An 18,425-nucleotide genomic window follows, 5' to 3' on the forward strand; every position below is an offset into this window, starting at 1 on the left:
CCGCCCGGCCCGGCGTCCGGCCGGGTCACTGCTTCGAGGCTAGGAGCGGCCGCACAGGGCACCGTGGGCCCGCGGGTGACAAACCCCGCTGGTCACTGGTACCGGGGTACCAGTGAGCGGGGTGAAGGGGGTGACCGTACGCGGTGCTTCGCCTCCGAAGGGCTCGACAGCCGGTGGGTCAGCCCTTGTTGGCGCCCAGTGTGAGCCCGCTGACGAACTGCCGCTGGAGCGCGAAGTACACGATCAGCGTGGGGATCGCGGTGAGCAGGGCGCCGGCCGCGACCAGGTTGGGGTCGGTGAAGTACTGGCCGGAGAGGTTGTTCAGGGCGGAGGTGATCGGCATGTTCTCGCCGGTCGAGATCAGCACGATCGCCCAGAAGAAGTCGTTGTAGATCCAGATGGAGAGCAGGGTGGCCAGGGCGGCCATCGCCGGCTTGCACAGGGGCAGCACGATCTGCCAGTACATCCGCCACACCGACGCGCCGTCGACCAGCGCCGCCTCGGTCAGCTCGTGCGGCAGCATCCGCATGTAGTTGCTCAACACGAAGGCGCAGAAGCCCGATTGGAACGCCACGTGGATGAGGACCAGGCCGAGCGCGGAGTCGTAGAGCTTGCCGCTCATCGTGATGCCGGGCAGGTCGATCAGCAGGTAGAGGCGGTACAGCGGGGTGATGATGACCTGCTGGGGCAGCAGGTTGCCGGCCGTGAAGACCAGCAGCAGGAAGATGTTGAGCCGGAAGTCGAAGCGGCTGACGTAGAACGCGACCATCGACGCCAGCAGCAGCGTGAGCAGCACGGCCGGGACCGCGATGATCAGGGTGTTGACGAAGTAGTGCGTCATGTCGGACTGCTCGAACGCGTTCTTGAAGTTGTCGAGGTTCAGCGTGTCCGGCCAGGAGACGTACCCCTTGTTGCTGGTCTCGGAGTACGGGCGCAGGGCCGCGTAGACCGCCCACAGCAGCGGGGCGAGCCAGGCCAGCGAGGTGACGACGAGGAACACGTGCAGCAGGACCCGGGCCGGGCGCAGCGGGGTGCGCTGCTTCACGCCGAGCGCGGCGGTGGGGGTGGTCATGCGCGCCGCTCCTTCCGGAAGGTCGCGATCAGGTACGGAATGATGACCACGAGGGAGATGACCAGCAGGACGACGGCGATCGCCGACCCGTAACCGATCCGGCTGGACTCGCCGATGATGTTGTTGGTGATCAGGATCGACAGCAACTCGGTGCCCTGGGCGCCCTTGTTGAAGACGTAGACCAGGTCGAAGGCGCGCAGCGACTCGATGATCGTGACGACCAGGACGACCGTGTTGGTGGGCCGCAGCGTCGGGAAGATGACGTTCTTGAACGTCTGCCACTCGTTCGCGCCGTCCAGCGCGGAGGCCTCCCGCAGGGACGGGTCCACGCCCTTCAGGCCGGCCAGGTACAGGATCATCATGTAGCCCGCGTGCCGCCAGGACGCGGCGATCAGGACGGCCCACAGGTTGAGCTTGGGGTCGCCGATCCAGTCGATGTAGTGGCCGGGCTTGTTGGCCCCGATGAGGCTGTTGATCAGGCCGGTGTCGGGGTTGTAGATGAGCTGCCAGACGAAGCCGGTGACCGCCAGCGACATCACGACCGGCAGGAAGAACGCGGTCTGGTAGACGCGGCTGAACCGGATCTTCTTGTCCAGCTGGACGGCCAGGAACAGGCCGAAGGGGGTCGGCAGCAGGATGAGCACGACGAACCAGATGATGTTGTGCTCAAGTGCGGGCCAGAACTGCGGGTTGTCGTTGAACAGCTCCTTGAAGTTGGCCAGGCCGACCCACTTGATCGTGCCGAAGCCGATGCCGTCCCAGCTGGTGAAGGCCAGGAGGATCGAGGCGAGGGCGGTGACCCAGACAAGGGCCACGTGCAGGACCGTCGGCACGCCCGCCATGAAGGCGAGCGTGATGCGGTCACGGCGGGTCAGCAGGCGCTTGGCGCCCTGCGGGACCCGCTTCTTCTCGGGCGCGGGACCCGGAGGCGGAACGGCGTCCGCCTCCGGGCTCGTCGTAGTCGTCTCGGAGATCATGAGGAGGCGAAGATCGTCTTCTTCTGGCGCTCGATCGAGGTCAGCAGACTGTCGACGCCCTTGGGGTTCTGGAGGAACTTCTGCAGCCCGGGCTGCATCACCGTCGAGGTGAAGTCCGGACGGGAGTCGCGGTCCATGAACTGGGTGAGGCTCTTGGCGGCGCCGATCATGTCGAACGCCTTCTTCTGCAGCGGCGAGTACGCGGAGGTGTCGGCCTTGCTGGAGGCGGCCACCACGCTCGGGTCGGTCTTGAGGTACAGCTGCTCGGCCGCCGGGCTGCCCAGGTACTCCAGGAGCTTGACGACACCGTCGTGGTTCTTCGGGGCCTTGCTGACCATGTAGCCGTCGGTGGGCGCCTCGACGGTGTCCTGGCCGTACGCGGAGTTGATCTCCGGGAAGGCGAAGAAGTCGAGGTCGTCGAGGTCGGCCTTGACGGTGAACTGCTGGGCCACGAAGGAGCCCAGGAGGTACATGCCGGACTTCTTCGACACGATGCCCTGCGCCGCGTCCTGCCAGGTGCGGCCCATGAAGCCCTCCTGGTGGTACGGGAGGAGCTCGGCCCAGTGGTCGAAGACCGCCTTGACCTTGGGGTCGGTCCACGCCTCCTTGCCCGCCATCAGGGACTTGTGGAAGTCGTAGCCGTTGAGGCGGAAGTTGATCTGGTCGAAGGTGCCCATCGCCGGCCACTGGTCCTTGTCGCCGAAGGCGATCGGGACCAGGCCGTCGCTCTTCATCTTCTTGCAGAGGGCGACCAGTTCGTCCCAGGTGGTGGGGACGGTGTAGCCCTTCGCCGTGAAGACGCTCTTGCGGTAGAAGACCGCCCAGGGGTACGTGGTCATCGGCACGAAGTAGTACTTGCCGTCCTCGCCCTTGCTGAGCTGCTTCATCGCGTCGGGGAAGTTGTCACCGATCTTCGCCCAGACGTCGTCGATGGACGTGGCGAGCTTCTTGGCCGCGAAGAACTGCATGCGGTACCCGGCGAACCAGTTGAACACGTCGTCCGGCGTGCCCTGGAGGTAGGAGTTGATCTGCTCCTGGAAGGTGTTGTGGTCCTTCGTGTTGACCTTGACGGTGATGCCGGACGTCTTCTTGAAGTCCGCGTAGACGCTCGCGAACGCCTTCTTCGGCACCGCGTCGGACGCGTTGGAGCCGACGGTGACGGTCTTCGGGTCGGACGAGCTGCCACTGCCGCCACAGGCGCTCAGCAGGGGTATGCCGGCGCCGAGCACGGCAGCGCCGCCTATACCGCGCAGGACGGAGCGGCGACTGGCGGCGGGGAGGGAGAAGTCGGGCATGAACGGCTCCTGACGGACAGGGTTCGGCCGGAATGCGCCACGGCCCAAGGTCTTCGTAACCGACCAGAAACCAACGCGACCAAACACGGTGGCGTAATAACAGTCCTATGTCTGGTCATGCGTCAACACCCGCCGCCTTCATTTGTCGAAACGTAATCGACACTCGCGAGCAAAAGGAGCGAACGTGCGGCCGAGTGGCCACACGTCCGCTCCGGGGAGGCTGGGGTCAGGGGTCCGCGAGGGGCCCCTGGGGCACGTGGGGCGCCCGCGGGACACCCATGGGCGCCTACTGGAAGGCGGAGAAGGCCTTGGTGAAGGCGGACGGGGCCTGGACGACCGAGCTGCACGTCGCGTCCGCGCTGGGCTTGGCACCGCCGGCGCACTGCTTGTCACGGGTCGCGGACCACATCGAGAGGCCGCCCAGACCCTTCGCCTTCGCGAATGCCGCCAACCCGTTCGCGTCCTCGACCGTGAAGACCTCCGATGACACGTCGTTGACGCCGATCATCGGGGTAACTGCAACCGCTTTCCATGCAGCACTGTCCGAGAGCCCGAGAACACTCTTGACTTGGGCTTGTGTAGCAGTAGCCGCTTGCTGTGAGTACGTTCCCATATTTCCGCTGTACGCCGGTCCGTAATCCATCGCCATGATGTTGACCGTGTTGATCTTGGCGCCGTTGGACTTGGCATTGGACAACAAGTTCACCCCGTCCTGGGTCAGCCCCTCGGGCATCACGGGGAGCGTGTAGGAGACGTCCAGGTTCGGGTGCTGCTGCTGGAGCTTGGCTATCGCCTGGGCGCGGATCGTGTTGGCCGCCGCGTTCGGCAGCGCGCCGCCCTCGACGTCGAAGTCGACCTTGGTGAGGCCGTACGCGTCCACGACCTTGCCGTACGCCGTCGCCAGCGCGCTCGCCGAACCGCACGTCGTCGCCAGCTCGGAGCCGGACGCGCCGCCGAAGGAGACCCGGACGTCACCGCCCTTGGCGCGCAGCGCGCCGATCTGCGCGGCCACGCCGTCGCTGCCGAGGTCCGAGACCCCGCCCCACTTCGGGGTGCAGCCGCCGCCGTCGGTGATGAAGGCGAGGTTGTAGTTCTTCACGCCGGTCGCGGTGACGTTGGCGAGCAGGTCGAAGGCGGGGTAGAGGGAGGTGTCGACGTAGGGGGCGAAGCCCGCGCCGGCCGTCGTGCCGGTGGTCGTGGTCGGGGAGGCGGTGGGGGTGGGGGTCGCGGTGGGCTTGGGGGTGACCGTGGCCGTGGGCTTGGAGGTCGGGGAGGCGGTCGGCCTGGGCGTCGGCGACGAGGTCGTCGGGCGGCCCGTCGGCTCGGGGGTCGCGGTGCCGTCCGCCGAGCACTGGGCGTTGTCGATGAGACAACTGGTCGGCTGGCCGGTGCCGTTGACCACGAAGCCGACCGTGACCGACTCGCCGGCCGCGAGCCCGTCCGTGTCCCACTTCGGCGGCTTCACCGTGACGCGCTGCCCGCTCACGCTGGACTCGGCGTTCCACAGCGAGCTGAGCTTCGATCCTGACGGCAGGTCGAACTCCAGCGTCCAGTCCTTCTTCGTGGCACCGGTGGTGTTCGTGACGACGTACTGCGCGGTGTACCCCGTCGACCATTCGCTGGTCCTGGTGTAGGCCGCGCCGACGCTCGCCGCCTGGGCGATGCCGGTCAGCATGATCGCGCCGCCACCGACGACCGCGGCGGCGACCGCTCCGCCGATCACCTTGTTCCTGTTGCTGATCCTGCGCCGGTGCGTGCTCATCGCGTGCCTGCTTTCGCCGTACGAGGGTGGGGTGCGGCAGCACGCTAGCGATCCGGAACCGGGCAAAACGCCTGATCCGGACGGGGGTTGGCGATCTTAGGGTGCGCTTAAGGGAGAGATCGGGAACGGTTAAAGGTCGAGACCAATTTCCCGCGCCGACGCCGTCGTACGGCTCCCCGATGCCCGTTGCGCTCCGGCTCCCGCCCGTCCAGCTGGATCCAGATCCGCACCTCGGTGCCGCCGAGCATCGAGGAGCCGATGCGGACGTCCCCGCCCGTCGACTCGGCGAGCCTGCGCACGATGTCCAGGCCGAGCCCGGTCGACCCGGCGCTGCCGGAGCCGCGCCCGCGGGCCATCGCCGCCTCGGGGTCGCGGATGCCGGAGCCCGCGTCGGAGACGAGCACGATCACCGCGTCCTCGCTGTTGTGCACGTCGACCGCGAAGGCCGTGCCCTCGGAGGTGTGCCGGAACACGTTGCCGAGCAGCGCGTCGAGGGCGGCGACCAGGTCGGCCCGGGCCACGGGTATCCGCACCGGCCGCTCCACCCCGGCCACCCGCACCTTGCGCCCCTCGTCCTCGGCGAGCGCGGACCAGAACCGCATCCGCTCGCGCACTACCTCGGCCGCGTCGCACCCGGCACCGGGCCCGGCCGCCCCGGTCTGCGGCTTGGCCTCGCGCGCGGTCCGGATGATCGTGTCGACCTCCCGCTCCAACTGCGCGACGGCGGTCCGCGTCTGCTCGGCGGCGGGCCCGTCCCCGAGCGAGGCCGCGTTCAGCCGCAGCACGGTGAGGGGCGTACGCAGCCGGTGCGACAGGTCGGCCGCCAACTCCCGCTCGTTCGCCAGCAGTTGTACGACCTGGTCGGCCATGGAGTTGAACGCGACCGCCGCGAGCCGCAGTTCGGTCGGCCCCTCCTCGGGCACCCGTGCCCCCAGCTTCCCCTCCCCCAGTTCGTGCGCGCCCTCGACCAGGCGCTGCGCGGGCTGCACCATCCGTACGCCCAGCCGGTCGGCGACCGCGACGGAACCGACGATCAGCGCGAGGCCGACCGCGGCGAGCACCGCCCAGGCCGTGCCCACACCGTTGCTGACCTCGGACTCCGGGACGTAGACCTCGACGACGGATATCTCGCCGGAGCTGAGCGCGACCGGCTGGAGCAGGACGGAGCCGCCGGGCACCTCGGTGGTGGAGGCGCGGCCCAGCTTCCGTACGGTCGCGATGTCCTTGCCGGCGGCACGCTGGAGACCGATGTCGAGGGCGGCCTTCCCCTCCCCCGCCGGTATGTGGACAGCCATCCCGGAGTCCGCACCGGCCGAGGCGACGACCTTCTCCAACTGGTCCCGGTCCGTGGTGATCGACAGCGCGGGGGCGACGGCGGCGGCCTCCCGCTCGGCGTTCGAGAAGGCGCGGTCGCGGGCCATCTCCTTGATGACCAGGCCGAGCGGCACCGCGAAGGCGACGACGACCATCGCCGCGATCGCCAGACAGACCCTGACCAGCGCCCACCTCATCGCGGTGACTCCGCTCCCGGTGGCTCCAGCTTCACGCCGACACCCCGCAGGGTGTGCAGATAGCGCGGCTGAGCCGCCGTCTCCCCCAACTTCCTTCGCAGCCAGGACAGATGGACGTCGATGGTCTGGTCGTCGCCGTACGACTGCTGCCACACCTCGGCGAGGAGTTCCTTGCGCGGTACGACGACACCGGGGCGCCCCGCGAGGAAGGCGAGGAGGTCGAACTCGCGCCGGGTGAGGTCGAGTCGGACCCCGTCCAGCTCGGCCTGGCGACGCAGCGGGTCGACGGTGAGGCCGCCGACGCGGATCACCGTGGACGGGGGCGCCTCGCCGGTGGCGGCACGGGAGCGCCGTAGAACAGCGGACATGCGGGCGGACAGGTGGTCGACCGAGAAGGGCTTGGTGAGGTAGTCGTCCGCGCCCGCGTTGAGCAGCCGGACGATCTCGCTCTCGTCGTCCCGAGCCGTGGCGATGATCACGGGGACATCCGTGATCCCGCGCAGCATCTTCAGCGCCTCGGACCCGTCCAGGTCGGGCAGTCCGAGGTCCAGGATGACCACGTCGAAACGGAAATGGGCGACCTCGCGCAGCGCCTCAAGTGCCGTACCGACACTGCGCACCGTGTGCGCGGCATCGGTCAGATGCCGGATGAGGGCGGAGCGCACGAACTGGTCGTCCTCGACCACGAGCACACTTGCCATGCGCCGCACCGTAGCCCATGCGGGCGACCCGCATCCGGGCCTGTGGACAACTCCCGCCTGTGGACAACCGGTGGGAGATCGACGGGACACCTGTGGGGCGTGTGAGGCAGTATGGCGGCGATGCCCAGAGGACTCGTCAACGGATTCGTGCACGTGCTGGCTTGGACGCTCGCCACCGGCGCGGCCGTCACGCTGTCCTGGTGGGGCGTCCACACGGTCATGACCGGCACGGCCTACGACCCACCGCGCGCCCTGCCCATCACGGCGGCCGGCCCGAGCGCGCAGGCGGCTCAGCCACCGTCCTCGGCACCGGTTCGGGCCGAGTCCTCGCCGAGCCCGACGAGCACCCCGACGCCGACCCGCACCCCCGTCCCGACCCCCACGAAGACGACGCCGGCGAGCCCGTCCCCCTCTCCCTCCACCACGGGCCAGGTCAAGAGCTACGCCACGGACGGCGGGCGGGTGGTGCTCGAACTCGACACCTCCCCGGCCTATGTGGCGCTCGTGTCGGCGACACCGGGTACGGGCTGGGCGATGCAGGTGTGGAAGACGGACTCGTGGCTGCGGGTGGAGTTCACCAAGGGCACGGGCAAGGTGTCGGTGATCTGCACGTGGCACGACGGGGCGCCGCGGGTGGACGTCGGTAACTACTGAGTTGTTCCTGGTGCGTTGCTTCGGGTGTGTTGCTTCGGGTGTGTGCTTCGGCTAGCGGAACACGGACGGGGGCGGTGCCGGTGAGGCGACCGCTGCCGCGTCCGTCACGGGTACGGCGCCGCCGGTGAAGTCGGTGAGTTCGCGGCCGTGTTGGAGTCGGCCCGGGTGCGGGTCGGAGGCGGCGCGGCGGGTCAACTCGGCGAGCGGCAGCGGGTGGTCGGAGGCGACGAGCACCGCGTTGCCGAACCGTTTGCCGCGCAGCACGGTCGGGTCGGCGATCAGCGCGCGTTCCGCGAACCGGGCGGCCACGGTGGCGATTTGACCGCGGAGGTGGGCGAGAGGGGGCCCGTCGGCGAGGTTGGCGGCGTAGAACCCACCGGGCTTGAGCGCCCGGCGCACCTCGTCGAGGAACTCGGTCGAGGTGAGGTGGGCGGGCGTACGGGCTCCGCTGAACACATCCGCCACGACGAGATCGGCCCACCCCTCGGGCACCTTCGCGAGCCCCGCGCGGGCGTCGGCCGACCGGACCCGGATCCGCGCGTTCGGGTCCAACGGCAGCTCCCGCCGGACCAGTTGGACCAGCGCCGCGTCGAACTCGACGACCTGCTGGGTGGATCGGGGCCGGGTCGCGGCGACATACCGGGCGAGCGTGAGGGCACCGCCACCGAGGTGCACGACGTGGACGGGCTTCCCGGCCGGCGCGACGAGGTCGATGACGTGCCCGAGCCGCCGCTGGTACTCGAAGGACAGATACGCCGGGTCGTCGAGATCGACGTACGACTGCGGCGCCCCGTCGATCAGCAACGTCCAGGCACGCGCGCGTTCCCGATCGGGTATGAGCTCGGCGAGCCCACCGTCGACGGGTTCGACGACGGCTTCGGCGGTACCGGCACCGCGCCGGGGTGTCCTGGACTTTCCCATTGAGCCATTATCGGCGAGCGAAGGTAGTCCGGCGCGGCATCCGCGCCCCAAAGGGGCGCGAGGAACTGCGCGACCAGCCCCCACCGGCCCGCGGGCCGATCACCGCCCGCCCAGCGGAGCGCCCCGCGGAGCTCACCGACAGCCGTCCGCCGCCTCGATCAACCGAGCCGCCTCACCCAGCGCGGCCCGCAGAACCTCCGGGTCGGTCGCCAGGTCGGCGTCCCCCGGCGGCAGGAGCCAGTCCGAGCCCTCGACGGGCGGCTCGGGGTCAGGGGCGAGCCGCAGCCCCCGGCCGTTGGTCTCCGTACACGTGCTGCCCGGCAGGTCCCACGCCGCCGCCGTGCCCGGCGGTACCAGGAAGCCGAGCGTGTCGTCGCCGTCGTCGTGCAGGACGGGGCCGACCCCGTCGCACGCGCCACGCCGCAGGATGTCGACCGCCTCCAGGCCCTGCCGCGTCGGCACCGTCACCAGGTCACAGGCCGAGTCCACGAACGGTGGCGCACTGCACTCCGCGCTCGGCATTCGAGGATCGACGCTCTGCCTGGTCTCCATCCCGGTCTCCACCACGGAACCCCTCCTTGGACGAGCGGGTCGGGAGTCGGGTGGCTCCCGGGTCCATGGAGTTCAACGCGTTGAAGCGTCAACGGCTACGGCACAAGTCAGCCGCAAAGGATGGCAGTTCATGGCAGATCCCGGATGAGATATCCGGTTTGTAGCCAAACCCTGTGTGGCGGACCGTGCACAGCAGGTACGTTCTTGCCCGCTGGAAACAGGGCGTCACTCAACAAGTCACCCTGAATCCGGCATGGTTCGACGGTTCGCACGAGAGGACCCGGCCATGGCGTCGTCAATGGTGACCCCGTCCCCGTTCCCCCGACCACCGAGACCCAATCTCGCCTTCCGGCGGCTGCGCGGACAGCGCTCACCGGCGGAGTTCGCCGCGGCCGTACGCCGGTCCGCGCGGGAGATCGGCGAGCGGGTCAGCTGCGACGCGCGCTACGTGGGCCGCGTCGAGGCCGGTGAGATCCGTTGCCCCAACTACGCGTACGAACGGGTGTTCCTGCACATGTTCCCCGGCCGCACGCTCGCCGACCTCGGCTTCGCGCCCCGCTCGTCCGTACGCGGACGCGGGGCGCGCATTGCCGAGGACACGCCCCCCGCACACCTCACGAGCCCGGCCCTCACCGCGGATGAGTCGGCCAGGACGGGTGAGACGCGGGACGTGTACGAGCCGTATGACACGCAGGACCCGTACGACACGCACGAGAACCACGAGAACCGCGAGGAGAGCGACGTGCTGCGTCGCGCATTCATGAGGGGCGGCACCGTCACGGTGGCCGCCGGCACGCTGGGCCCCCTGGGGCTCACCCTGGACGCCGTGGCAACGGAACGTTCCGTCCGCCGCCCCGGTACGAGCGAGGCGGGCGCCCTGGAAGAGGCTGTCCGCAGAATCCGGCTGCTCGACGACCGGCACGGCGCCGACGGCCTCTACCGGCGCGCGGCGGCCCCGCTGCGCGCCGCCTACGCCCTGCTCGACGCGGGCACCACCCGGCAGTCGGTCGCCGAGAGACTGCACTCCGGAGCGGGTGAACTCGCCATCTCGGTCGGCTGGTTGGCCCACGACTCCGGCCGCTTCGACGACGCCCGCTCGCACTACGCGGAGGCGCTCGCGACCGCCCGGATGACCGACGACCCCGGCCTTGAGGCACACGCCTTCTGCAATACGGCCTTCCTCGCGCGGGACGCCGGCCGGCCGCGGGAGGCGGTGCGCGCCGCGCAGGCCGCGCAGCGCGTCGGACGCCCGCTGGGTTCCGCCCGCCTGATGTCGTTGCTCGCGCTGCGCGAGGCGGGCGGCTGGGCGGGGCTCGCCGACCGCACCGGCTGCGAACAGGCGCTGGCCCGGGCGCAGGCGCTCTTCGCGCGGGGGCACTCGGATGCCGACCCGGAGTGGATGAGCTTCTACGGAGAGGCCGAGTTGGAGGGGCTTGAGGCGCAGTGCTGGTCCACCCTGGGCGACTGGCCTCGCGCGGCCCGTCACGCACGGCGGGCGGCGCATCTTCAGGATCCGCATTTCACTCGGAACATCGCCCTGTACATGGCCGAGCTGGCGGATGACCTGGCGCGCGGCGGGCGTCCCGACGAGGCGGCGACCGCGGGGATGCGGGTGCTTGATCTCTTGGACCTGGTGCAGTCGTCGCGGATTCAGACGATGTTGGCGGGGACGGCGCGGGTGCTGTTGCCTCATCGGCGGGCTTCGGGGGTGTCTACGTTTCTGGACAGGCACTCGGGGTTGCCTCGTACTGCGGCGTGATTCCTCCGGGGAAGCGTTGTCGTGAATCTGCCGGCCGGTGGGGGCTGGGCGCGCGGTTCCCCGCGCCCCTAAAGGAAGGGCGCTAATGCCTACGCCGCTAGATGGCCCACGTCGTTCCAGCTCTCGATCGCGGGGTCTCCGTAGGCCCAGCCGAGCACTGACAGGGACGTCGGATTGAGCCGTATCCGGGCCGCGAAGTCGATCGGCAGGCCGAGCCAGCGTGCGCCGATCGAGCGGAGGACGTGGCCGTGGGCGAAGACGAGGACGTCGCGGTCCTCGGAGCGGGCCCAGGTGACGACCTCGTCCGCGCGGGCGGTGATCTCGGCGAGGGTCTCCCCTTCGGGGACGCCGTCGCGCCAGATCAGCCAGTCGGGGCGTACGGAACGGATCTCCTCCGGGGTCAGGCCCTCGTAGGCGCCGTAGTCCCACTCCATGAGGGTGTCCCAGGGGGTCGCGCGGTCGCCGAAGCCGGCTAGTTCGCAGGTCTCACGCGCGCGTGCCAGTGGGCTGGTGCGGACCTCCACGCCGGGGAGGCCGTCGAAGGGGGGCCGGTGCAGTCGCTCGCCGAGCACCTTGGCGCCGCGTCGGCCCTCTTCGAGGAGGGGGACGTCGGTCCTGCCGGTGTGCTTCCCGGACAGCGACCATTCCGTCTGTCCGTGCCGGGCCAGCAGGATGCGCGGTGCCATGAGCGACCTTTCCGGGAGAAACGAGAGGCGGGTCACTCCATCATCGCGCACCCTTGAGAAGGGCAACCCGGGGGGCGATCTCTGCGTCTTTGAGGTCCGGGGGCGCCCGAAACAGGGCGCTCACATACGCCGTAAAGTGTTCCGACCGGGCCATCGGGAAGCCGGACCACGGGGCAGCGCACAGAACAGAAGGGGGAGGGCGATCGGATGCCGCAGACCGAGACACCAGGCATCGAGGCGGACCGGCGAAGCCGGCTGCGCTGGTGGACCGAGCTGCCGCTGATCCTCATGGTGTACGCCTCGTACTCGGCGGGCCGGCTGCTCGCCCGGGGTGACACGACGAGTGCCGTGGACCACGGTCTGACGATCCTGCGGATCGAGAAGGTCCTGCACATCAACGCCGAGCACCCGCTCAACCGCCTCTTCACGCGCGAGTCCTGGCTCGGCATCCCGGCGGACTTCTGGTACGCGTCGCTGCACTACCTGATCACGCCCGCGATCCTCATCTGGCTGTTCAGGTCGCGCTCCCAGGTCTACCGCGCGGCCCGCACCTGGCTGATGACGTCCACGTTCATCGGCCTGATCGGCTTCACCCTGCTCCCGACCTGCCCGCCCCGGCTGCTCTCCCCGGACTACGGCTTCGTCGACACGATGGCCAAGTACAGCTCGTACGGCTGGTGGGGCGGCGACGCGAGCGCGCCGCGCGGCCTCGGCGGCATGACGAACCAGTACGCGGCGATGCCGAGCCTGCACTGCGGCTGGGCGCTGTGGTGCGGTGTGATGCTCTGGCGCTACGGCGGGACCCGGCTGACCAAGGTCGTCGGGGTCGCCTATCCGCTGCTGACGGCGATCGTCGTCATGGGCACGGCGAACCACTACCTCCTCGACGCGGTCGCGGGTGTGGTCGTGATGGGGCTCGGGTTCCTGCTGGCGCCGCAGGTGATGAAGGCGGCGGACCGGCTCAGGGCGCGGTTCGAGGGGCGCGGATCGCTGGTCGCGGCCCGCTCGCGTGACACCGCTGGGGATGCTTCCCGCAATGCGTCCCGTGACGCCTCTCGTGGCTCAGAAACCTCAATTGTCAGTGGCGGATGCCAGACTTCGCCGGGTGAGCGAATTCCACGGCAGCGCGAGTCACAGCTCGGTACCGGAGCCGAGCCGGGTGCCTCCCCCACGGACGCGGGGGACGGCGCTCCGGCACCGGCTCGCTGAGCTGCGGGGCCCGGACGTCCCGGCCAAGGCGCTGGACGCGCGCGCCCTCGCGGCGCTGGCCGCGAACCCGGGCTGCAAGCGGCGGGCGATCCTGGACGGCGCGGGGGTGAACAAGGCGGTGCTGGCCGACGCGCTCGGCTCGCCGTCGTCCTTCGGGCAGTCCCAGTTCGCCTTCATGCGGGGCAACGCGTTCGAGGCCCGGGTCAAGGCGGACGGCGGCGCGGAGCTGCTGCGGCTGGTGCACGAGAAGCTGGACCCGGGGGCCGAGCCGCCGACCCGCGCGCGGGTGCCCAAGCTGGCGGCGATCGGCCCCGAGGGGCGCGCGGCCCGTACGGCGCTGGCGCTGCGCGAGGCCACCGAGGCCGCCGCCTGGACGCTGCTCGACCACCCGATGCTCGCCCTCGACGTGGCGGGGTCGCCCGCGTTCCTGGAGCCGGACGCGGTCGTCGTGCACCCGGACGGCAGTTGGACGGTCGTGGAGATCAAGTCCTTCCCGATGCTGGACGGTTCGGCGGACCCGGCGAAGGTGGGCGCGGCGGCCCGCCAGTCGGCGGTGTACGTGCTGGCGCTGGAGGAGGTCGCGGCCAAGCTGGATCCCGCTCCCCGGGTCCGCCACCGCATCCTCCTGGTCTGCCCGAAGGACTTCTCGAACCTGCCCACCGCGTCCGCCGTCGACGTCCGCAAGCAACGCGCGGTCACGGGACGCCAGTTGGCGCGCCTCACCCGCATCGAGGACATCGCCGACACCCTCCCCGAGGGCACCTGCTTCGCCCCCGACCGCCCCGCCGCCGAGCTGACCGCCGCCGTCGAGTCGGTCCCCGCGGCCTACGCCCCCGAGTGCCTGGCCGCCTGCGAGCTGGCCTTCCACTGCCGCGACCACTCCCGCACCTCCGGCGCGGTCACCACCCTCGGCCGCTCCCTCCGCGCCGACCTCGGCGACCTGACCACGGTCGACGAGGTCCTGGCGGCGGCCCACGGCGAGTCCGGCGACCCGGACGACCCGACGGTGGCGGCGCTGCGGAGGGCGGCGGAGCTGAGGGCCGAGGCCCTGGAGAACGCGGCGGCACTGAGGGACGCGGCTGCGCTGCGCGGGCAAGTACCGGGAAGCACGGCCGAGTTGCCGATGGAGGCGCTGGGGAGTGCGACGGGTGGTGGGGTGCGGTGACTGTGATCCTGTTCGGCACGGTCGCCGACCCGGCGCGACCCGCGATGACGGCACGTCTGTACGCCGCCGTCGCCGACCCGGCGCGACCCGCGACGACCGCAATCCCACGCGGCACCCTCGCCGCCGCGGCGCGACGCATGATGGCCGCGGGCCCGTGCGCCGTCGCCACCGCCACCGCCACCGCGACACGACACCCGATGACCGCGAACCTGGACGCCGCCGTCGCCGACCCGGCGCGACCCGCGACGGCCGCGCTCCCGTGGGCCGGCGGCGCCGCCATCACGCGACACGGGGTGACCGCGAACCCTTACGCCACCGTCGCCACTTCCTCGCGACCCGCGACGGCCGCGACCCCGGACGCCCCCGTCGCCCCGGCACCGCACCGCCGGCCGACACCTCGCGCCCCGCACACCCCACCCACCCCGCACCACCGGACCCCGCTCCCGGTCGCCCACCCCAAGGGGACCCCGTGTCGCTGATGTCAACTCTCGCCCGGCTGGAGGCAGTTCAGACCGGCCGCGCCCAGCCCGCCGCCACCGTCCTGCACCGGTACCTCTCCGCGCGCCCCCTCGTCCTCGTGCCGCTCACCACCGCCGGTGAGGCCGGGGCGCCCCTCGGTGCGCTCGTCGGTACGGACCGGGACGCGCCGCGGCTGTTCGTCGTACCGCAGCCGCGGGACCGGGACCTCAGGTTCACGTTTCTCGCCGAACTGGCGGACGTGGTCCTGCCGTACATCGACACGTTCGCGGACGACGTGGAGGCCGCCGAGCGGAACGAGACCGATCCGGAGACCGGGAAGCGGGTCAAGGTCGAGGTCGAACTGTGCGCGGACGCACCGCAGTTGATCGTGCCGAGCCGCGCGGGCATCGAGTTGGTACGGCTGCTGGGCCGTTCGATGCGCTTCCGGCGTACGGCCGAGCAGGACCCGGAGACGCCACATCCCGCGCCCCCGCGCGTGCCGTTGCTCGGCCGGTGGCTGACCCACTACGGGGAGCGGGCCCGCGTGCCCGGTTCCTCACTGCTCCTCGCGCTCACCGAGGTGCTCGGCCGGCACTGGGCCACGGGCCAGTCCAGCCTGGAGGACCAGCACTTGGCCGCGCTGCTCGCCTGGATCGACCCGCCGGACGGTGTCTCCGGCGCCGAGGCCGCGCTCGACGCGGAGCTACGGCGGGACGCGCGGGGCCAGTTGGCGTGCCCGCCGGCCGGCCCGGCCACGGACCCGGCGTTCGACAACAAGCTGCTCGCCCCCGCCATCGAGCGCTACGACCGCGCTCGTACCGCCCTGGCCGCCGCCGAGGACGGCCTGGAGGCCGACGACCGGCTCGGTGAACTCACCGCCGCCGAGCGGGAGATCAGGTCCCTCGTCGAGAGCATCACCCGCCCCACCTGGGACGCGGTGTGGCACGGGCTCGACCTGCTGCGGGCGCTGCCGGAGGGCGCGCACGCCGTCGACCGGTGGACCCGGGACCGCTGGTCGTTCACCGGCCACCGGGACCGGATCGTCGCTGGTGAGCCCCCGCAGCCGCGCCGCGACGACGCGGTCACCGCGGCCAACAAGCTGGCCACGCGCGAGCGCGAACAGGCCCGGCTGGATGCCCAGGAGGCCCTGGACGACCCGCTGGTGATGGCCGGGCGGCGGCTCGCCGGGGAGGCGTTCGCGGGCGAGGTCATCGATGTCGTCATGGCGTACAGCGAGGGCAAGAGCCCCCGCCCGCGCCCGCTGGTGACCGTGCGCACGGACGACCGGCCGCACCTCGGGGAGCGGATGAAGGTGTTCCGGTCGCTGGGTGGGAAGCCGCAGTCGGCGGAGTTCGTGGACCGCGAGGAGGAGGGCGCCCTCGTCGTCCTCCGGGTCGTCGACAAGATGGGACGCGGCAAGGAGCCGGAGACCGGTTCGCTGCCGGAGAAGGGCGACCGGATCTGCTTCACGCTGTTCGAGCACGAGCAGCGGGGCGGCGCGAAGCTGCCCGACCAGGAGGAGACGCCGTGGACGCACGGCGGCCCGCCGGGTGAGGAGAGCGCCGTGCAGGAGGCCGCCGACCCGGTGACCGAGGAGGACGTCCTGTGAGCGCCGACACCGTCTTCGACCCCGGTGCCGAGGCCGGCCGCGCGACCGACGCGATCCTCCGCGACACCCTGCACGGCACCGCGCGCGGTGTCGTCGTCGACTCCCCGCCGGGCGCCGGCAAGTCCACGCTCGTCGTCCGCGCCGCGCTCGAACTGGCCGACGCCGGGCGCCCGTTGATGGTGATCGCGCAGACCAACGCGCAGGTCGACGACCTCGTCCTCCGGCTCGCCGAGAAGAACGGCGAGCTGCCGGTCGGCCGCCTCCACAGCAGCGACGCCGACCCGTACGACAAGGCACTGGACGACCTGCCGAACGTACGGAAGTCGGCCAAGGCGGGCGAGCTGGCCGGGCTCCCGGTCGTCATCTCCACGGCGGCGAAGTGGGCGCACGTCAAGGTGGACGAGCCGTGGCGGCACGCGATCGTCGACGAGGCGTACCAGATGCGCTCGGACTCGCTGCTGGCCGTCGCCGGGCTGTTCGAGCGGGCGCTGTTCGTGGGCGACCCGGGCCAGTTGGACCCGTTCGCGATCGTCGGAGCGGAGCAGTGGGCGGGCCTGTCGTACGACCCCTCGTCCTCGGCGGTGACGACCCTGCTCGCCCACAACCCCGAACTGCCGCAGCACCGCCTGCCGGTGTCGTGGCGGCTCCCGGCATCGGCGGCCCCTCTGGTCTCGGACGCGTTCTACCCGTACACCCGCTTCCGCAGCGGCACGGGCCACGGCGACCGGCGGCTCAACTTCGGTGTCCCGTCGGACGGTTCGGGCCCGGACCGGGTGATCGACGAGGCCGCGGAGTCGGGCTGGGGCCTGCTGGAACTGCCGGCCCGCCACACCCCTCGTACGGACCCGGAGGCGGTGCGGGCGGTGGCGACGGTCGTACGACGCCTGCTGGACCGGGGCGGCGCGGCCACGTCGGAGCGCTCACCCGACCCCACTCCCCTGACCGCCGACCGCATCGCGGTGGGCACCGCGCACCGGGACCAGGCGGCGGCGATCCGGGCGGCGCTGGGCGAGTTGGGCGTCACGGACGTGACGGTGGACACGGCGAACCGGCTCCAGGGCCGGGAGTTCGACGTCACGGTGGTCCTCCACCCCCTCTCCGGCCGCCCCGACGCCACGGCCTTCCACCTGGAGACGGGCCGGCTGTGCGTCCTGGCCTCCCGACACCGGCACGCGTGCATCGTGGTCTGCCGGGCGGGGGTCAGTGAGTTGCTGGACGACCACCCGTCTACGGAGCCGGTGCAGCTGGGGGTGACGGTGAAGTTCCCCGACGGGTGGGAGGCTAACCACGCGGTGCTGGCGCATCTCGCGGAACACCGGGTGGTGTGGAGACCGTGACCGGGTCGCCGGTCTGAACGCCGGGGGTCCTGGCGGGCGGAACCGGTGCTGCGACGCCGGCCGGGTGGGAGACGAATCACACCGTGCAGGCACACCTGTCCGAACACCGGGTGGCGCGAGACCTTGACCTGCGACTCCTCGCGGTTCGGTCCGGGGGTGATGAATACCGGGGCGGGCGGCTGGGCATCCAATCATGCGGTGCGGGATCGGTGCCTCGGGAGTATGCCCGGGGCCCCTTGCGCCGCCGGGGGACAATGGACGGTGGTCCGCTCATGAGGCGGGTCATCCACGACGTACGAGGAGGAGAAGACATGGCGGAGCACACGCCGCGTCGCAACGAATCGCGGCTACGCCCCGCACCCCTGCTCTTCGAGCCCGCACAGGCGGCCGAGGACCCGGAGCACTTCTTCGACCTGGAGTCGATGGACGATCCCCGCGCGCTGCTGGCCCGCGCGACGGAACTGACCCACGCGTTCCGCGCCGCGACCGACCGCGCGGTGGAGTTCCAGGCGATCGCGGCGGCCCAACTCGCCGACCCACGCCGCTTCGACCGGCTGACCCCGGCGGACATCGCCGAGCGCGCCGAGTGGACCGAGGACTACGCCAAGAAGATGGTCGAGTTCGGCCGGGACCTGCTGCGCGGCACGGAGGGCAGGGACAGCGGGGGCGCCGACCCGGTGTGACCTTGGGGGGCGGGGCTGGGGCGCCGGGAGTTCGGGGGCCGGAGGCCGGAGGCTGGGGGCCGGGAGTTCGGGG

17 protein-coding genes are annotated in these 18,425 nt (G+C 71.1%); 8 read left to right on the forward strand and 9 right to left on the reverse strand.

Annotation, left to right across the window (positions count from 1 at the left end; genetic code table 11):
* Positions 1-178: 178 nt before the first annotated feature.
* The 6 genes from OG407_RS20135 to OG407_RS20160 all read right to left on the reverse strand — a co-directional run bounded on the left by OG407_RS20135 (position 179) and on the right by OG407_RS20160 (position 7,318).
* Positions 179-1,072 (reverse strand): carbohydrate ABC transporter permease, encoded by an 894-nt coding sequence (locus tag OG407_RS20135; RefSeq protein WP_365310376.1) that lies wholly within the window; start codon positions 1,070-1,072, stop codon positions 179-181.
* A complete protein-coding gene (locus tag OG407_RS20140) occupies positions 1,069-2,049 on the reverse strand; it encodes a carbohydrate ABC transporter permease (RefSeq protein WP_405859875.1) in 981 nt (326 codons plus the stop codon). Before OG407_RS20140 ends, OG407_RS20135 begins: the two co-directional genes overlap by 4 nt.
* Complete coding sequence (locus OG407_RS20145) at positions 2,046-3,344, reverse strand: ABC transporter substrate-binding protein (RefSeq protein ID WP_405859877.1); 1,299 nt, start codon at positions 3,342-3,344, stop codon at positions 2,046-2,048. Before OG407_RS20145 ends, OG407_RS20140 begins: the two co-directional genes overlap by 4 nt.
* Before the next feature lie 286 nt (positions 3,345-3,630).
* Positions 3,631-5,106, reverse strand: a complete 1,476-nt coding sequence (locus OG407_RS20150) for a cellulose binding domain-containing protein (protein WP_405859879.1) — start codon at positions 5,104-5,106, stop codon at positions 3,631-3,633.
* A 107-nt stretch (positions 5,107-5,213) separates the two neighbouring features.
* Complete coding sequence (locus OG407_RS20155; protein WP_405859881.1) at positions 5,214-6,617, reverse strand: sensor histidine kinase; 1,404 nt, start codon at positions 6,615-6,617, stop codon at positions 5,214-5,216.
* Positions 6,614-7,318: a response regulator transcription factor gene (locus OG407_RS20160; RefSeq protein WP_328683100.1), complete on the reverse strand. Its 705-nt coding sequence runs from the start codon at positions 7,316-7,318 to the stop codon at positions 6,614-6,616. The genes OG407_RS20155 and OG407_RS20160 overlap by 4 nt, the downstream gene beginning before the upstream one ends.
* Positions 7,319-7,429: 111 nt before the next feature.
* Between OG407_RS20160 and OG407_RS20165 the strand changes: the two genes are divergently transcribed.
* Positions 7,430-7,972 carry a hypothetical protein gene (locus tag OG407_RS20165; RefSeq protein WP_405859884.1) on the forward strand — a complete coding sequence of 181 codons (543 nt, stop codon included), beginning with the start codon at positions 7,430-7,432 and terminating at the stop codon, positions 7,970-7,972.
* Between the two features lie 51 nt (positions 7,973-8,023).
* Here OG407_RS20165 and OG407_RS20170 read toward each other — a convergent pair whose 3' ends face one another.
* Entirely contained in the window at positions 8,024-8,893 is an 870-nt protein-coding gene (locus OG407_RS20170; RefSeq protein ID WP_405859886.1) for a spermidine synthase, read from the reverse strand.
* Positions 8,894-9,025: 132 nt separating this feature from the next.
* Complete coding sequence (locus OG407_RS20175) at positions 9,026-9,460, reverse strand: hypothetical protein (RefSeq protein WP_327403784.1); 435 nt, start codon at positions 9,458-9,460, stop codon at positions 9,026-9,028.
* Between the two features lie 271 nt (positions 9,461-9,731).
* On the opposite strand from OG407_RS20175, the gene OG407_RS20180 reads away from it, so the two are divergent.
* Positions 9,732-11,204, forward strand: a complete 1,473-nt coding sequence (locus tag OG407_RS20180; protein WP_405859888.1) for a hypothetical protein — start codon at positions 9,732-9,734, stop codon at positions 11,202-11,204.
* Positions 11,205-11,293: 89 nt separating this feature from the next.
* Here OG407_RS20180 and OG407_RS20185 read toward each other — a convergent pair whose 3' ends face one another.
* Positions 11,294-11,890 (reverse strand): histidine phosphatase family protein, encoded by a 597-nt coding sequence (locus tag OG407_RS20185; protein ID WP_405859890.1) that lies wholly within the window; start codon positions 11,888-11,890, stop codon positions 11,294-11,296.
* A 207-nt stretch (positions 11,891-12,097) separates the two neighbouring features.
* Between OG407_RS20185 and OG407_RS20190 the strand changes: the two genes are divergently transcribed.
* The 6 genes from OG407_RS20190 to OG407_RS20215 all read left to right on the forward strand — a co-directional run bounded on the left by OG407_RS20190 (position 12,098) and on the right by OG407_RS20215 (position 18,352).
* On the forward strand, positions 12,098-13,099 hold the full coding sequence (locus OG407_RS20190; RefSeq protein ID WP_405859892.1) for a phosphatase PAP2 family protein: 1,002 nt from the start codon (positions 12,098-12,100) through the stop codon (positions 13,097-13,099).
* Entirely contained in the window at positions 13,050-14,264 is a 1,215-nt protein-coding gene (locus OG407_RS20195) for a hypothetical protein (RefSeq protein WP_405868509.1), read from the forward strand. Before OG407_RS20190 ends, OG407_RS20195 begins: the two co-directional genes overlap by 50 nt.
* Complete coding sequence (locus tag OG407_RS20200) at positions 14,261-14,743, forward strand: hypothetical protein (RefSeq protein ID WP_405859894.1); 483 nt, start codon at positions 14,261-14,263, stop codon at positions 14,741-14,743. Before OG407_RS20195 ends, OG407_RS20200 begins: the two co-directional genes overlap by 4 nt.
* Positions 14,734-16,332, forward strand: a complete 1,599-nt coding sequence (locus OG407_RS20205; RefSeq protein WP_405859896.1) for a hypothetical protein — start codon at positions 14,734-14,736, stop codon at positions 16,330-16,332. The genes OG407_RS20200 and OG407_RS20205 overlap by 10 nt, the downstream gene beginning before the upstream one ends.
* Positions 16,329-17,669: an AAA domain-containing protein gene (locus OG407_RS20210; RefSeq protein ID WP_405859898.1), complete on the forward strand. Its 1,341-nt coding sequence runs from the start codon at positions 16,329-16,331 to the stop codon at positions 17,667-17,669. Before OG407_RS20205 ends, OG407_RS20210 begins: the two co-directional genes overlap by 4 nt.
* Before the next feature lie 311 nt (positions 17,670-17,980).
* Positions 17,981-18,352 (forward strand): hypothetical protein, encoded by a 372-nt coding sequence (locus tag OG407_RS20215; protein WP_033283808.1) that lies wholly within the window; start codon positions 17,981-17,983, stop codon positions 18,350-18,352.
* Positions 18,353-18,425 lie beyond the last annotated feature (73 nt).

This window comes from Streptomyces sp. NBC_01515 (assembly GCF_045040345.1).
Classification (GTDB): domain Bacteria; phylum Actinomycetota; class Actinomycetes; order Streptomycetales; family Streptomycetaceae; genus Streptomyces.

Excerpts from the sequence above, each read along its gene's own strand:
- OG407_RS20135 (WP_365310376.1), bottom strand. The coding sequence starts at position 1,072 with ATGACCACCCCCACCGCCGCGCTCGGCGTGAAGCAGCGCACCCCGCTG.
- OG407_RS20140 (WP_405859875.1), bottom strand. The coding sequence starts at position 2,049 with ATGATCTCCGAGACGACTACGACGAGCCCGGAGGCGGACGCCGTTCCG.
- OG407_RS20155 (WP_405859881.1), bottom strand. The coding sequence starts at position 6,617 with ATGAGGTGGGCGCTGGTCAGGGTCTGTCTGGCGATCGCGGCGATGGTC.
- OG407_RS20165 (WP_405859884.1), top strand. The coding sequence starts at position 7,430 with ATGGCGGCGATGCCCAGAGGACTCGTCAACGGATTCGTGCACGTGCTG.
- OG407_RS20150 (WP_405859879.1), bottom strand. The coding sequence starts at position 5,106 with ATGAGCACGCACCGGCGCAGGATCAGCAACAGGAACAAGGTGATCGGC.
- OG407_RS20145 (WP_405859877.1), bottom strand. The coding sequence starts at position 3,344 with ATGCCCGACTTCTCCCTCCCCGCCGCCAGTCGCCGCTCCGTCCTGCGC.
- OG407_RS20160 (WP_328683100.1), bottom strand. The coding sequence starts at position 7,318 with ATGGCAAGTGTGCTCGTGGTCGAGGACGACCAGTTCGTGCGCTCCGCC.
- OG407_RS20185 (WP_405859890.1), bottom strand. The coding sequence starts at position 11,890 with ATGGCACCGCGCATCCTGCTGGCCCGGCACGGACAGACGGAATGGTCG.
- OG407_RS20180 (WP_405859888.1), top strand. The coding sequence starts at position 9,732 with ATGGCGTCGTCAATGGTGACCCCGTCCCCGTTCCCCCGACCACCGAGA.
- OG407_RS20170 (WP_405859886.1), bottom strand. The coding sequence starts at position 8,893 with ATGGGAAAGTCCAGGACACCCCGGCGCGGTGCCGGTACCGCCGAAGCC.
- OG407_RS20190 (WP_405859892.1), top strand. The coding sequence starts at position 12,098 with ATGCCGCAGACCGAGACACCAGGCATCGAGGCGGACCGGCGAAGCCGG.
- OG407_RS20215 (WP_033283808.1), top strand. The coding sequence starts at position 17,981 with ATGGCGGAGCACACGCCGCGTCGCAACGAATCGCGGCTACGCCCCGCA.